This is a genomic window from Maribacter aquimaris (genome assembly GCF_014596745.1).
GTDB lineage: Bacteria > Bacteroidota > Bacteroidia > Flavobacteriales > Flavobacteriaceae > Maribacter_A > Maribacter_A aquimaris.
This window is the reverse complement of record NZ_JABTCF010000019.1, coordinates 12,396-28,323: the sequence shown is the minus strand read 5'-3', so window position 1 is coordinate 28,323 and position 15,928 is coordinate 12,396. Positions and strand designations below refer to the sequence as shown.

Here is a 15,928-nt window from a genome sequence, read left to right as displayed (position 1 = left end):
ACACCTGCGTTGAATTGAATATGAAACCTCGATTTATGCAAATCCAATAAATAAATTGGCTGCAGGGCCTTAATCACTGGAGCGTCTTCAGGCATAAGTAAGGCACTCACTACCTACCATTGTTTTTAATGAAATAAGTGGCCTAACAGGGGCACAACTTGTGGCGGTTTATAAGCAGGTATTGGAAGTGTTTTTGAAAAAACAGGTAAATTAGAGTTACGCCGTACTTTTCCCCAACCATATTATTTGTTCAAGATATTGGCTTTAGCAATGAATTTTTTGCTTTTTTCCATATCACCCTGCGTCAGAAAACTGAATGCAATATATAAGAAGAACGAAATAGAGATGCCGATCAACGCTTGTTCTGTTGATGCTGTTTTCCAAGCTACAGGCAAGTCGATGCCAAGTGCGACCAAAAGATTGTAGGTTGAAAACAACAACCCGAACAACATAGAGATAATGGCTGCTTTTGAGGTCCCCTTCGCCCATAAAAACCCTAAGATCAAAGGGATGAATGCCCCGCTGGTAAGAAAATCGGAACCGATCCAAGAAATTCGTAAAACCGATTGTATCTTCAGGGCAATAAGTAGTGCCAAGGCACCAAGGAGAAAGGTCGAAATTCGACCTATCGTTACATTATGGGCCGGACTCGCATTGGGATTTATATGCCGTTGGTACACATCAACCGTTAAGGAAAGTGCCCCGGTATTGATAAGAGAATCCATTGTGGACATGATTGCGGCACTTAATCCCACAAAGAGAACCGCACTGATTATAGGATTGGGAATGTTGCTGATCAGATCGGGAACGATGCCACTTTTAGGTACGGTTTCATAAAGTACCGAGGCGAACATGCCTGTATAGGTTACCATAAGATATAGGGGAATAAAGGCTAAGAAACTAATAACCATCATTTTCTTAGCGTCTATGGCCTTTTTAGCGGCAGAAATACGTTGCCAAATATTTGCTTGGATCATCCAAGAGGTCCCAAATGTAATTACATAGGCCAGATTGTCGCCCACATTGTTGAAAAATGAGCTATAACCAACCTTTTCGTTCGCAATGGCCGTGGCTTTTACGGCTTCGATTCCTCCAGATTGATTGTAGGTGATATCAAACAGCAGTATTCCAGTCAATAGAAAAAATACAAACTGTAATAAATCCGTAAGGACAACTCCTTTAAACCCGCCAAAAAGGGAGTATATCAATACAATCGATGTACCCAGTATGGCACCGGTCTCATAGCTGATATTAAAAAAAGCATGAAAAAATTTTCCCACTACAATAACCTGAACTGCAGAACCAATCACCATAAAAATGATGATAAAAATGGTAAGCAAGAGGGATACTTTGTTGTTGTAGCGTTGCTCCATAAGTTGAGGTTGGGAGATAGAGCCTACATTGCGGATTCCTTTGGCGAATAGGAACATGAGGGCCGTTGCCAAAAGTACAGGCACCCCATAAATCCAGAAGGAACTAAGTCCGTTTTTATGGGCATGGTCAACTAAGTCAATGGCAGAACCACCTCCCCACCACGATGCCACAAAAGTCACCGCCAACAACCAAGCCGGTAATTTTCGGGAGGCCAGAAAAAAATCCTCACTGGTTTCACTTTTCCTATTGCGTATGCCGATTACGATAAGACCGATAACATATAAGGATAGAAGAATAATGGTAACGGTTGTACTAGGCATAGGGGGTGGATTGCTTACGTCTTAAAAATAAGTGATTATTATTGGCTAATCATAGCGGGCTGAAATGAAGCTTGATTCCTTTACGCTATTAAAGAAGTTTTACTTTACCCAAAACCAACCATGGCTGCCGGCAACTGCACCGGCTGTTGTTATTAAGGTAGTGATTTTGGCCTGAAGGGCAAACCTACCTTCAATCTGTTCAAAGGTTTTAATGCGGTCTTCTTTGGATTTCATTTTCTTAATGGCAGGAATGATCACTGTCGTGACCATGCTAACACCGCCTATCCATAAAACCACAGCAATGATATGTATAACCCTGGCAAGTGTAAAATGTTCCATTTTTTAGTCCTTTTTTGGATTTACAAATATAGGGCAAGTCGTTTCCCAAAATAAAATTATCCCAATTTTTGAATAAGCCTCGGGTTATTTTGCTTACCGTGCCCTATAGGTCCTTTCGAATTTTTGGTTGAAATATGGGATAAGTCCAATATGGAGGAGGACATCCTTATTTCTTTATCACATTCACCCCAATAAAAGCCATAATAGCCGGTAACACCCACCCCATACTGTAAACACTCAAAGGAATAAGTTCCTTTATGGTGGAAATAGAATCACCATATCCAATACTACCTATAAAATCAGGAATACTGAATAGAAAAGTAGTGCCAACGACCACCTTAAAGACCAAAGGAGAGGTGTATTTTTCGGGCAGTACATTCAATACAATCAAAATGATGGTTATGGGGTAAATGAACATGAGTGTGGGTAAGGCGACATCTATGATATAGTCAACATTGAACTGCCCCACGCCCACGCCCAGTACACAACCCAATATGGCTGTTATTGTAAAAGCCTTTTGGGAATCGTCAAACCTTGATTTTATAAAATCGGCCGTTCCGGTAACAATACCTACCGCTGTGGTAAAGCAGGCCAAACTTACCAAGATCCCCAAAAACAGATTGGCTGTGTTGCCCAAGGTTTTTAAACTGATTCCGTTTAAAATGGCCGTGCGTGAAACATCAGCATCAAATTCTTTGTGCATTAGTGCACCGGTAAAAATGAGTCCGGCATAAATCAATAGCAATGCAAATCCTGCGATCCAACCAGCCCTTCGTACAAGGGCTCTTTTCTCTTGAAAGGAATCCTCCTTGTTTTTTAGATTGATGGAAACAATGATTACGCCACCTACTACCACCGCGCCTATGGCGTCAAAGGTTTGGTACCCTTCCAAAACTCCAGCGGTAAAAGGATTAGGGAAAACGGTATCGCCAAAATCCATCGGGTATGAAAATATGGTAATGCCAATAATCAACAATAGAATAAAAATAATGGCAGGGGTCAAAAATTTACCGAGAATGTCCAGGATCTTTGATCGGTTCATTACAAAGACAAAGACCAAGGTAAAATAAATAACACTCGTTAGGATATAGGGGGTGTCAAAATAAGGCTGAATGGCAATTTCATGGGTCACGGAGGCTGTACGTGGGGAGGGTAGTCCTGCAGCGATGGCATATATGAGTAGGGCGAATACCAAAGCGAATTTTGGGGATACCTTCTTGCCGAAATCGTAGAGGGTACCTTGTAGGCGGGCATGGGCAAAAATACCCATGATAGGAATGCATATGGCAGAAATACAAAACCCAAGGGTAACGAGCCACCAAAAATCACCCGACTTAAACCCGAGTAATGGAGGTAGTATTAAATTTCCTGCTCCGAAGAAAAGTGAGAAAAGGGCAAAAGCCGTGACTAGGGTTTCCTTGGTTTTGTTCATGGGTCGGAATTTCGGGCGCAAAGATACTATTTAATCGAAGAGCAGAACCAAGTGTTTCAACGTTAAAAATGAACTTTTTGACGATTAAAGTGTATTTCGTCGAATTTACAGATAAATAATTTGGTTAATCCCAATAAATAACAGGAATAAGACGTTATAGCATAAAGTGATTCATGAACCGCTTTTTACAAAAGACCTAATCAAAGTATTCAGCATTTATCCTTTTCCTCAAATCGGAAGAATGCACGCCTAAAAAACCTACATCATGAAGAAAGTAATTTGCCAGATTTTCGGACACCATTATGCTGTCACCAAAAAAGTCACCCAACACATCAAGGAGTATGAATGTATTCATTGTGGTAAAGAAGTGACCACAAGTGAAACCGGAGATCTTTCTGTCTTGACCCCTGAGCGTCAAGAAATCAACGATACCTTAAAATCTATATACCAAAGAAGACATTGTACTGCGGATCACGCAGCCTAATTATGTTTTGGCAAATGAATTCCAACCCTGAGCGGTTAATGGAATTTTAGAGTTATTCCTGGAAACTAAGTGCGCACCTTCGTTCTCAGCAGTCATGTGCCCCACGACTGTTAGGTTAGGATTGCCCTTTATTTTCGGGAATTCTTTTTGGTCTAAAGTGAATAACAATTCATAATCCTCCCCACCGCTAAGTGCCACTAGGGTGCTGTCTATATTAAATTCCTCACAGGCTGAGATGACCGTTGGGTCTAAAGGAATCTTATCTTCATACAAATTACAACCCAATTTACTGTTCTTGCACAGGTGTAGGATTTCGGAAGAAAGTCCGTCACTGATATCGATCATAGCCGTTGGGTGCACCTCCAATTTCCGAAACAAATCGAAAACATCCCTACGGGCCTCGGGTTTCAATTGTCGTTCCACAATATAGGAATACGGTTCTAGATCGGGCTGGTTGTTCGGGTTTACCTTATAAACCGCTTTTTCCCGTTCTAACACTTGTAAGCCCATGTAGGCTCCGCCAAGATCGCCCGATACTACTAAAAGGTCATTTTCCTTGGCCCCGGAGCGATATACGATATCTTTTTCTTTTGCCTCTCCGATTGCGGTAATACTAATGATAAGTCCGGTTTGTGATGAGGTGGTGTCTCCCCCGACCAAATCGACATTATAAATTTTTGCTGCCATGGCAATACCGGCATAAAGCTCTTCCAAAGCCTCTAGCGGAAATCGGTTCGAAACCGCTAAGGATACCGTTATTTGGGTCGCCTTTGCATTCATTGCATAAATATCTGAAAGGTTGACCATTACCGCCTTGTAGCCTAAATGTTTCAAGGGCATATAACTGAGGTCAAAGTGAACCCCCTCAATCAAAAGATCGGTAGAGATTACGGTCTTATTATCCTTAAAATCCAGTACGGCCGCATCATCACCGATGCCTTTTATTGTTGATTTTTGTTCAATAGTGAATTGTTGGGTAAGGTGGTCAATCAAACCGAATTCCCCCAATGATTCCAAATCTGTTTTCTCTTGATTCTTGTTCTCCAGCATTTTGCAAAAATAAGAAGGATATTATAGGAATCATTATTTTGGGAACAAAAGAACCAGATACTGTTGTTGTGTGTTTCTTAAAAACCTCATAAACAACATGTTAAAGGGTCTTTTAATGGTCCGGACATTGGAAAACACCAAGGATTCCGACTCTGGAACTATAAATTTTCCTTGGTTAGAATCCCTATAACAGGTGATATTGATTAATTTTGGTTAAAAATTGAATATGACCTCTGAATATAACCAATGGCATAAGCCATACACCCCAGCCAAGGAATTTAATAAGAAAGTTGCCTATTTCAGTATGGAATTTGGGATTCACCAAGCCCTTAAGATATATTCTGGTGGGCTCGGATTTTTAGCGGGATCGCATATGCGATCGGCTTATGAGCTCAAACAGAATGTGATTGGCATCGGAATGCTATGGAAATATGGTTATTATGACCAAGGGAGGAATGGGGATCAAACCATGAGCACCAATTTTATCGAAAAGAACTATACGTTTCTAGAAGATTCCGGTATTGAAGTTGAAGTTAAATTACACGACAATCCTTCGGTCAAGGTCCGGGCTATGGTTTTAAAACCGGAGATATTCGGTACGGTGCCCATGTATTTGTTAACCACCGATGTTGAAGGAAATGATTATTTGTCCAAGACGATCACCAATCATTTATACGATTCCAATTATTTGACCCGTATTTCCCAAAGTATCGTTTTGGGAATTGGTGGGGCTAAAATAGTTGAGGCCTTGGGAGGTGCCGATATGTACCATCTCAACGAAGGGCATGCCTTGCCTGCATTTTATTACCTACGTGACAAGGGTGTGAAAAAAGACCAAATGGTATTTACAACACATACCCCTGAAAAGGCGGGTAATGAGGAGCGCGATGGACGTCATTTGAATCGTTGTGGCTTCTTTGGAAGATATCTTTCTGAGCCAGAACTACAGCAAGAGATGGTCAACGGTGGAATGATCAATTATACGGTTTCTGCCTTAAGAATGGCCAAAAAATCAAATGCGGTATCCAAGTTGCACGCCAAGGTATCCCGAGATATGTGGAAGGACTATTCCGGTATCAGTGAGATCATCCCCATAACCAATGCCCAGAACCAAAAGTTCTGGCAAGATGAGGTTATTGAAGAGGCGCATCAGAAAAAGGATGCTAAATTATATACAAAAAGAAAGGTTGAACTGAAAAAAGATTTGTTTAATGCGGTTTTAAACCAAACCAATAAACTTTTTGATCCCAATGTATTGACGATGGTTTGGGCAAGACGATTTGCAGGGTATAAAAGGGCCGATTTGTTGCTCAATGACCTAGAACGTTTTGAAAGACTAGTCAATAATGAAAAATATCCCGTACAGATCATTTGGGCTGGAAAACCCTATCCATACGATTTTTATGCCATTGATATTTTCAATCATTTAGTGCATTATTCCAAACAGAAATCGAACTTGGCGGTGTTGGTAGGCTACGAAATCGAATTGTCACGTAAATTGAAATGCGGATCCGATATTTGGCTGAATACTCCAAGAATTACAAGGGAAGCGTCAGGGACTAGCGGGATGACTGCGGCCATGAACGGTTCAGTGAATGTCTCGTCAAACGATGGTTGGATGCCGGAATTCTCCAGAGATGGTATAAACTCCTTTGTTTTTCCAGTGATAGATCAAAATTTACCTACGTGGGATCAAGATAAGATTGACAGCGAAAATTTGTATGATATTCTTGAGAATAAGGTGTTGCCCACGTATTATGAAAAGCCTAAGAAATGGCAGGAAATAGTATTCAATAGCATTGATGACGTGCTGCCAGAGTTCGGTAGTAACCGTATGGCCAGGCAGTATTACGAGGAACTTTACAAATAAATCCAGCCCATTTGAAGTATTATTGGTTCGTGGGTATTTTGAATACTTCACCTACTGATGCAAAGCTATTTTTTTTATTGAAAAGGGCACAATTTGACATGTGGGTTTCTTACGGCCCAGGGTTGCAATAGATAACCCTTATGAATGTATACGTTATAATAATGTTAGGTTTTATTGTAGAACCCTACTTATAACTTATATTTGTAAACTATTTAGAATCAAAACAAATAATGATACAAGTTTCAGAAACAGCTAAACAAAAGGTGATTGGCCTAATGACAGAGGGTGGCTTTGATGCTGCCAAGGATTATGTTAGGGTCGGCGTTAAAAGTGGAGGGTGTAGTGGACTTTCTTACGAATTGGATTTTGATAAATCAATAGCCGATACCGACAAGGTTTTTGAGGATAACGGAGTACGGATAATAGTCGATAAAAAAAGCTTTTTATATCTCGCCGGAACGGTTTTGGAATATTCCGGAGGATTGAACGGGAAAGGTTTTGTTTTTAACAACCCCAATGCACAGCGTACCTGTGGGTGTGGGGAAAGCTTTTCATTATAAAATAAAATATGGCATATACCGAAGAGGAATTAAAGAAGGAACTCGAGACCAAGGAATATGAATATGGTTTCTATACGGATATTGAATCGGATACTTTCCCTGTCGGACTGAATGAGGAGATTGTCATTGCGATTTCCAAAAAGAAAGAGGAGCCCGAATGGATGACCCAATGGCGATTGGAAGCCTTTAAGGCTTGGAAGCTCATGGAAGAACCCAAATGGGCCAATATTACCTATCCAAAACCTGATTTTCAGGCAATATCCTATTACTCTGCCCCAAACAGTAAACCTAAATACGATAGTTTGGATGAGGTTGATCCTGAATTATTGGATACCTTCAAGAGGCTCGGGATTTCTTTGGATGAACAAAAAAAATTGGCAGGGGTTGCGGTGGATATTGTTATGGACTCTGTTTCCGTGGCAACGACCTTTAAAAAGACCTTGGCGGAAAAAGGAATCATTTTTTGTTCCATTTCCGAAGCTATTAAAGAACATCCGGAACTTGTGAAAAAGTATATGGGTTCTGTAGTGCCCCAAAAAGATAATTTCTATGCGGCCCTAAATGCAGCGGTTTTCTCCGATGGATCTTTCTGTTATATTCCAAAAGGTGTTCGTTGCCCGATGGAATTGTCAACTTATTTTAGGATCAACCAAGCAGGAACCGGTCAGTTCGAAAGAACATTGGTCATTGCTGATGAAGGTAGTTATGTTAGTTATCTGGAAGGTTGTACAGCTCCTTCGAGAGACGAAAACCAATTGCATGCCGCTGTGGTCGAGTTGATTGCGTTGGATGATGCAGAAATAAAATACTCAACGGTACAAAACTGGTATCCCGGTGATAAGGAAGGTAAAGGAGGGGTTTTCAATTTTGTTACCAAAAGGGGAATTTGCCATAGAAATTCAAAAATTTCCTGGACACAGGTCGAAACGGGATCTGCCGTTACTTGGAAATACCCATCCTGTATCCTAAAAGGGGATAATTCAATCGGCGAATTCTATTCCATCGCAGTAACCAATAATTATCAGCAGGCCGATACAGGTACCAAGATGATTCATATTGGCAAGAATACCCGAAGTACGATCATATCAAAAGGAATCTCTGCAGGTAAATCGCAGAACAGCTATCGCGGTTTGGTACAGGTGAACAGTCGTGCAAAGAATGCCAGGAATTTTTCACAATGCGATTCCTTATTAATGGGTAACGATTGTGGAGCACATACGTTCCCCTATATCGAAGTAAAGAATAAAACGGCTCAAATTGAGCATGAGGCCACAACCAGTAAGATAGGTGAAGACCAGATTTTTTACTGTAATCAACGTGGTATCGATACCGAAAAGGCCATAGCATTGATCGTAAATGGTTTCAGTAAGGAGGTTTTGAATAAACTACCTATGGAATTTGCCGTAGAAGCACAAAAATTATTGGAAATAAGCCTAGAAGGCTCAGTTGGATAAAATTTATAAAAAGTAGAAGATGTTAAAAATTAGCAACCTGCATGCAGGTATTGAAAATAACGAAATTCTAAAAGGCATAAACCTTGAGGTCAAAGCAGGGGAAGTACATGCCATAATGGGTCCCAACGGATCGGGAAAAAGCACCTTGGCTTCGGTCATTGCAGGTAAAGAGGAATATGAGGTAACTGAGGGCAGTGTGGTTCTTGAGGGTGAAAACCTGGAAGATTCGTCTCCTGAGGAAAGGGCTCATAAAGGTATCTTTCTTTCTTTTCAGTATCCTGTTGAGATTCCTGGGGTGTCCGTCACCAATTTTATGAAAACGGCCATCAATGAAGGTCGCAAGGCAAAAGGTTTAGACGATATGCCAGCAAAGGATATGTTGAAAATGATACGGGATAAAGCCGAGTTATTGGAGATTGACCGTAAATTTTTGTCCCGTTCTTTGAATGAAGGTTTTTCAGGTGGGGAGAAGAAGCGGAACGAGATTTTTCAAATGGCCATGTTAGAACCCAAGTTGGCTATCTTGGATGAAACCGACTCCGGTCTCGATATTGATGCCCTGCGTATTGTGGCCAATGGGGTGAATAAATTAAAGAACAAGGATAACGCGGTAATCGTAATCACGCATTACCAGCGTCTTCTCGAGTATATAGTCCCTGATTTTGTGCATGTATTGCACCAAGGTAAAATCGTAAAATCGGGCACTAAGGAATTGGCCCATGAGTTAGAGGAAAAAGGATACGATTGGCTCAAACAAGAGACAGCGGTATAAACAGCAGTAAGCAGTACGGTCGGCAGTATGTAAGTGCCAACTACCAATAGAATTGATATGGATTTAAAAGATAAATTGATTTCTTCTTTCATGGCGTTCGAGAACAATATCGATGTTGAGCACCCAGTGCATGATATCAGGTCTGAAGCGTTCAAGAACTTTGAGGAGAAAGGGTTTCCCACCAAAAAAGAGGAAGCTTGGAAGTATACTTCCTTGAAAAGTCTTCAAAAAATAGATTTCAGTATTTTCCCAAAAGAGGTAAATGCCTTGGAAAATAAACAAGTGAAGAAGTATTTTCTTCAAGAGATCGATACCTTCAAAATTGTTTTTGTCGATGGTATTTATTCTTCTTTTCTTTCTGAAACGACCCACGACGGGGTCGATATTTGTTTAATGAGTGCGGCTTTGACCAAACCCATGTACAAGCAGTATATCGATGTGTATTTTAATAAGGTGGCTTCCAAGGATGATTCCTTGACCACGTTGAATACTGCATTTAGTAGGGAAGGGGCCTTTATTTATATTCCAAAGAACAAGATGCCCAAAAAACCGGTGGAAATCGTACATTTCTCTACAGGTAACGAGGCGTCCTTGATGATTCAGCCCAGGAATTTGATTATTGCTGAGGAGAATGCTGAGCTTCAGGTCATCGAAAGGCATCAGAGTTTAACAACGAATGAGGTATTGACTAATGTGGTAACCGAGATTTTTGCGGCAAAAAATGCCATTATCGATTATTACAAGATACAGAACGATGCCAAAACCGCTTCTTTGATCGACAATACCTATATCAATCAAAAAAGTAATAGCGTAGTAAAAGTACATACCTTTTCTTTCGGGGGTAAACTCACAAGAAACAACCTGAACTTCTACCAGAATGGGGAGTATATCGATTCTACCATGAAAGGGATTACCATTTTGGGGGATAAACAACATGTAGACCATCATACTTTGGTTCATCATATTGAACCAAACTGCGAAAGTCATCAAGACTATAAGGGGGTTTATGGGGAAAATTCCACAGGGGTCTTCAACGGAAAGATCATTGTTGATAAGATTGCCCAAAAGACCAATGCCTTTCAGCAGAACAATAATATTTTGATCAGCGACAAGGCAACGATAAACACTAAACCACAATTGGAGATTTTTGCTGATGACGTTAAATGTTCCCATGGTTGTACCATTGGGCAATTGGATGAGGATGCACTATTCTATTTGCAATCGCGTGGTATCCCTAAAAAAGAGGCCCGGGCTTTGTTGATGTACGCTTTTGCCAATAATGTGTTGGAAAGTGTTCGTATTTCCGAGCTAAAAACAAGTATAAACCGACTTATAGCCGAAAAGCTGGGAGTCCGTTTGGGTTTTGATTTGTGAAATGGAAAAAACGACTTTTAATCCAATAACAATCCGAAAAGATTTTCCGATTCTGAACCGTAAGGTCAATGGGAATCCTTTGGTCTATTTTGACAATGCGGCAACTTCGCAGACACCACAACAGGTAATCGATGTCATTGTAGATTATTATAGTAATTACAATGCCAATATACATCGGGGTGTACATGCGTTATCGCAAGAAGCGACCGATAAATACGAACAGGCGCGTATTAAGATCCAAAAGCATTTTAACGCGGCGAAGCCCTATGAGGTCATTTTCACTTCAGGAACCACGCATAGTATCAATCTAGTGGCAAATGGCTTTTCGTCTATTTTAAAGGCAGGGGATGAACTTATCGTTTCGGCCATGGAACACCATTCCAATATCGTTCCTTGGCAGATGCTGTGCGAACGCACCGGGGCAATCTTAAAGGTAATTCCCATGAGTGAGGAGGGGGAATTGCTTTTGGATGAATACTATAAATTATTGTCAGGGGAAACCAAATTGGTTTTCTGTAACCACGTGTCTAACGCCTTGGGAACGGTAAATCCGATCAAAACAATAATCGATGCAGCCCATGAAGTGGGTGCTGCGGTATTGATAGACGGTGCACAGGCCGCACCCCACATTAAAGCGGATGTACAGGAATTGGATGTTGATTTTTATACCGTTTCCGCCCATAAAATGTGTGGCCCTACAGGAGAGGGTATGTTGTACGGCAAGGAAGAATGGCTCAATAAATTACCTCCCTATCAAGGAGGTGGTGAAATGATTGCCGAAGTCACCTTTGCAAAAACCACATATGCCGATTTACCCCATAAGTTTGAAGCGGGTACACCCAATATTTGTGGAGGAATCGCCTTTGGTGCAGCCTTGGATTATATGAATGCCATTGGTTTTAAGGAGATTGCAGCTTATGAACATGAACTTCTTCACTATGCAACCGAGCAATTGTTGACCATCGAGGGATTACGTATTTACGGGACGTCAAAATCTAAAACATCCGTGATTTCCTTTAATATAGAGGGGATACACCCGTATGATATGGGCTCCATTCTGGATAAATTGGGAATCGCTGTTCGTACAGGACACCATTGTGCCCAACCAATAATGGACTTCTATAAGATTCCGGGTACCGTACGTGCCAGTTTAAGTTTTTATAATACCAAGGATGAGGTCGATGTTTTGGTTGCCGGAATAAAACGGGCCAAGGCAATGTTGCTTTGAACAAAGTAGCAAAGCAGCTGGTCTTGGCATAGTATTGAAAAGGTATAATACTTATTGTATTTTTGTATAAAATCAGGTAATGGGTATAAAGGAAATTCAGGAGGAAATAGTAGATGAATTCTCAATGTTCGAGGATTGGATGCAGCGCTATGAATACATGATAGAGTTGGGTAAATCCCTTCCTTTGATAGACGAGAAGTACAAAATCGATGGCAATATCATTAAAGGTTGTCAAAGTAAGGTTTGGGTACACGCGGAATTGGAAGGGGATAAGTTGGTATTTACGGCTGATAGTGATGCCATAATCACCAAAGGGATAATCGCCATTTTGATTCGTGTATTTAGCAATCAGAAACCTCAGGATATAATAGATTCCGATACCAAATTTATAGATGAGATTGGATTGAAAGAGCATTTGTCCCCAACCCGGGCAAATGGCTTGGTGAGTATGGTGAAACAATTGAAGATGTATGCCATTGCGTACCAGACACAATTGAACTAAATCTAGAAAAATGAGCGAAGCAGCAATAAACACCCAAGAATTGGGCGAGAAAATAGTACAGGTATTAAAAACAATTTATGATCCTGAGATTCCCGTTGATATTTATGAACTGGGATTGATTTATGATGTTTTTGTCAATGAGGTTAGGGATGTCAAGATCTTAATGACCCTTACCTCACCGAATTGCCCTGTGGCAGAAACCCTTCCTGTTGAAGTAGAGGAGAAAGTGAAATCGCTGAATGCCGTAAAGAATGCCATCGTCGAAATAACCTTTGATCCCCCTTGGACCCAGGATTTAATGAGTGAAGAGGCAAAATTGGAATTGGGATTACTTTAGTAGCGCCTTTTTAGGATACATCTATTTTTAAAACGTATAGTCCATGGAAAAGGAAATTGTCAACCGTGTGGCCCAAAGTCAATTGAAGACCATTGACTTGGAAGATTATTACCCTATTGGGGAACGCGTTTTCCTGGATATCAAGGACTGGCTTTACGAAGGTTTTGTATTGAGGGAAAAGGATTTCCGGGCTAGTATTGCCGAACACGATTGGAAACAGTATCAAGATAAATACATTGCGGTAGACTGTTCTACCGATGCCATCATCCCAGGATGGGCCTATATGCTTATTAGTACCAAGCTACATCCTTATGCAAAAAGAGTGGTGCAAGGAAACCTGGAAACCTTGGAAACTTCCCTGTATCAATCCATTATTGAGGACCTTGATGTTTCTGCCTACGAGGGCCGGCCTGTAATAATCAAAGGGTGCAGTAACAAACCTGTTCCGCAAAATGCATATTTGTTTATAACTTCAAAATTATTACCGGTTGCAAAAAGCGTTATGTACGGTGAGGCTTGCTCTTCCGTGCCATTGTATAAAAAGGGATAATTGTTGATAACGGTAATTGTTTATTGTTAACAATGCTTATTTTTGCGCTTCATAACATAATTAAACACTAAGCATTATGAAAAATTTAGTAGTAACATTAACTGCGTTTTTGGCCTTATCGGCTACTTACGCGCAGACTGCCGATGAACTTAAGGCCTTGCAAGGACCTAAAAAGGATTCGATAGCTGCAATTCAAGGTAGGGTAGACGCCCTACAAGCACAAATCAATGCCCTTCCAGGTTGGAAAAAAGGGGCATTTGGGACTATTGGGGCCAACCTTTCCAGTTTCAACAATTGGTATTCAAAAGATGCCGCCAATTCCGATGCCGGTAATATTGGGGTTACGATCAATGGTTTTGCCAATCTTAACCAAGAGAAGTTTTTCTGGAGAAACTCTGGAAACATCAACTTGGGTTGGGTGAAATTCGATGACAAGGATGACCCTGCTGACGATGATAGCTTTAAGCAAGCTACGGATGTATTTAACATTACATCACTTTACGGGCGAAAAATCAGTGAAAAATTCGCCATATCAACCTTAGCGGAATACAGAACTACCATTTTAAGCAACTTCAACGATCCAGGGTATTTGGATATAGGTGTTGGTGCTACATGGACACCAATTACCGATTTGGTAGTGGTGATCCACCCTTTAAACTATAATTTTGTTTTCAGTAGTGAGGATGATATTTTCGAATCTTCCCTTGGTGCCAAGATCGTTGCCGATTACACCCGAAAAATAGGTAAAGTAAACTTCAAGACCAATCTTTCTATGTTCCAAAGCTATAAATCGTCAGATTTGTCCAACTGGACTTGGATCAACTCTTTCGGTTACACCATTTGGAATGGGATTGGACTAGGTTTTGAGTTTGGACTAAGGGATAATAAGCAGGAAGCGCTTAATTATGCTTTGAACGGACCAACACCTGATGCTGCCGCTACTTTCGATAATATTGATGATAAATTACAGACGTATTGGTTATTTGGCCTGAACTACGCCTTTTAATCCCCAATAGATTTATAATAATAAAAAGTCCTGACGAATTCGTCAGGACTTTTTTATTAAGTAGGTTTTGATCGAATTAGTTAGTCAAACATTGTATCCTAGTTGTCAATTTTGAACGGACTAATTCCAAATACTTATTTATAGGTTAACTCATAATCCGATTGGGACGCGATAATAAATCATAAATACACTACGAATGTAATGGCATTGATATTGAAAAGTAAATTATTGTTGTGAATCCTACTGGATTTGTAGCATAACTTGTTAAAGTGTATGGCAAGTTTACCGAATTTTCCAATTGTTTAGGACCTGTAGTTTTATCCCATAAAAAAAAGCCCTTTTTGGGAAAGAGCTTTTTTCAGTTAAGTAGGATGGTAAAATTTGGTCCGAATAAACTTCGGTAGTCATTTGTAGGTTAAAAAAGGCTTGGGGAAACCTTTAATTCTCTAGTTAAGTTCTTGAATCGATTTGGGGTCAATGCTATCACTTAATTATGATGTAAAGATAAGTCCGTCTAGATGATTTTGCCTAAAATATGTTGTGAACCCAACCTAAAATGTGGTGAAAAAATTAACGGTACGATTTCTTCGATGAACGGCACTTCATAGGTGTTGTTACACTAAAATAACGTGAGGATTTAAGGTATAAAAAAAGCCCTTTTTGGGAAAGAGCTTTTTTCAGTTAAGTAGGATGGTAAAATTTGGTCCGAATAAACTTCGGTAGTCATTTGTAGGTTAAAAAAGGCTTGGGGAAACCTTTAATTCTCTAGTTAAGTTCTTGAATCGATTTGGGATCAATGCTATCACTTAATTACAATGTAAAGATAAGTCTGCCTAGATGATTTTGCCTAAAATATGTTGTGAACCCAACCTAAAATGTGGTGAAAAAATTAACGGTACGATTTCTCCGATGAACGGCACTTCATAGGTGTTGTTACACTAAAATAACGTGAGGATTTAAGGTATAAAAAAAGCCCTTTTTTTTGGGAAGGGCTTTTTCTTAAGTAGGTTAATACCAGTTCTGATATTCATCAGGTAGCTATTAGTAGGATCAGTGCTCGTTTGGGAAACTCACACTGGTTTTTCGATTAAGTTCTTGAATTGATTTGGGGTCATTGCTATCACTTAATTACAATGTAAAGATAAGTCTGCCTAGATGATTTTGCCTAAAATATGTTGTGAACCCAACCTAAAATGTGGTGAAAAAATTAACGGTATGATTTCTCCGATGAACGGCACTTCATAGGTGTTGTTACACTAAAATAACGTGAGGATTT

At 40.2% G+C, this 15,928-nt stretch carries 15 protein-coding genes; 11 read left to right on the top strand and 4 right to left on the bottom strand.

Annotated elements, in window-relative coordinates; genetic code table 11:
- Window positions 1–242: 242 nt before the first annotated feature.
- From HPE56_RS19870 to brnQ, 3 genes are all read right to left on the bottom strand, one after another.
- Complete coding sequence (locus HPE56_RS19870) at window positions 243–1,694, bottom strand: sodium:solute symporter family protein (RefSeq protein WP_188245495.1); 1,452 nt, start codon at window positions 1,692–1,694, stop codon at window positions 243–245.
- Between the two features lie 99 nt (window positions 1,695–1,793).
- The gene (locus tag HPE56_RS19865) at window positions 1,794–2,033 is read right to left on the bottom strand and encodes a hypothetical protein (protein ID WP_188245494.1); all 240 of its coding nucleotides are present in this window, start codon (window positions 2,031–2,033) and stop codon (window positions 1,794–1,796) included.
- Window positions 2,034–2,199: 166 nt separating this feature from the next.
- Window positions 2,200–3,465, bottom strand: a complete 1,266-nt coding sequence (gene brnQ / locus HPE56_RS19860) for a branched-chain amino acid transport system II carrier protein (RefSeq protein ID WP_188245493.1) — start codon at window positions 3,463–3,465, stop codon at window positions 2,200–2,202.
- A gap of 265 nt (window positions 3,466–3,730) precedes the next feature.
- Between brnQ and HPE56_RS19855 the strand changes: the two genes are divergently transcribed.
- On the top strand, window positions 3,731–3,949 hold the full coding sequence (locus HPE56_RS19855) for a hypothetical protein (protein ID WP_109648352.1): 219 nt from the start codon (window positions 3,731–3,733) through the stop codon (window positions 3,947–3,949).
- Here HPE56_RS19855 and thiL read toward each other — a convergent pair whose 3' ends face one another.
- Window positions 3,950–4,999, bottom strand: a complete 1,050-nt coding sequence (gene thiL, locus HPE56_RS19850; protein ID WP_188245492.1) for a thiamine-phosphate kinase — start codon at window positions 4,997–4,999, stop codon at window positions 3,950–3,952.
- A 226-nt stretch (window positions 5,000–5,225) separates the two neighbouring features.
- On the opposite strand from thiL, the gene glgP reads away from it, so the two are divergent.
- From glgP to HPE56_RS19800, 10 genes are all read left to right on the top strand, one after another.
- On the top strand, window positions 5,226–6,869 hold the full coding sequence (glgP, locus tag HPE56_RS19845; protein WP_188245491.1) for an alpha-glucan family phosphorylase: 1,644 nt from the start codon (window positions 5,226–5,228) through the stop codon (window positions 6,867–6,869).
- Between the two features lie 230 nt (window positions 6,870–7,099).
- A complete protein-coding gene (locus HPE56_RS19840; RefSeq protein WP_188245490.1) occupies window positions 7,100–7,429 on the top strand; it encodes a HesB/IscA family protein in 330 nt (109 codons plus the stop codon).
- An 8-nt stretch (window positions 7,430–7,437) separates the two neighbouring features.
- A complete protein-coding gene (gene sufB, locus HPE56_RS19835; protein WP_188245489.1) occupies window positions 7,438–8,883 on the top strand; it encodes a Fe-S cluster assembly protein SufB in 1,446 nt (481 codons plus the stop codon).
- Between the two features lie 19 nt (window positions 8,884–8,902).
- Complete coding sequence (sufC, locus tag HPE56_RS19830) at window positions 8,903–9,655, top strand: Fe-S cluster assembly ATPase SufC (RefSeq protein WP_188245488.1); 753 nt, start codon at window positions 8,903–8,905, stop codon at window positions 9,653–9,655.
- A gap of 57 nt (window positions 9,656–9,712) precedes the next feature.
- Window positions 9,713–11,029, top strand: coding sequence for a Fe-S cluster assembly protein SufD (gene sufD, locus HPE56_RS19825; RefSeq protein ID WP_188245487.1), 1,317 nt, complete (start codon window positions 9,713–9,715; stop codon window positions 11,027–11,029).
- 1 nt (window position 11,030) lies between these two features.
- Complete coding sequence (locus HPE56_RS19820) at window positions 11,031–12,257, top strand: aminotransferase class V-fold PLP-dependent enzyme (protein WP_188245486.1); 1,227 nt, start codon at window positions 11,031–11,033, stop codon at window positions 12,255–12,257.
- Window positions 12,258–12,336: 79 nt separating this feature from the next.
- Complete coding sequence (locus HPE56_RS19815; RefSeq protein ID WP_188245485.1) at window positions 12,337–12,759, top strand: SufE family protein; 423 nt, start codon at window positions 12,337–12,339, stop codon at window positions 12,757–12,759.
- Window positions 12,760–12,769: 10 nt separating this feature from the next.
- Complete coding sequence (locus HPE56_RS19810) at window positions 12,770–13,096, top strand: DUF59 domain-containing protein (RefSeq protein WP_188245484.1); 327 nt, start codon at window positions 12,770–12,772, stop codon at window positions 13,094–13,096.
- Between the two features lie 43 nt (window positions 13,097–13,139).
- A complete protein-coding gene (locus HPE56_RS19805) occupies window positions 13,140–13,646 on the top strand; it encodes a DUF2480 family protein (RefSeq protein ID WP_188245483.1) in 507 nt (168 codons plus the stop codon).
- A gap of 76 nt (window positions 13,647–13,722) precedes the next feature.
- Complete coding sequence (locus tag HPE56_RS19800; RefSeq protein WP_188245482.1) at window positions 13,723–14,652, top strand: DUF3078 domain-containing protein; 930 nt, start codon at window positions 13,723–13,725, stop codon at window positions 14,650–14,652.
- Window positions 14,653–15,928 lie beyond the last annotated feature (1,276 nt).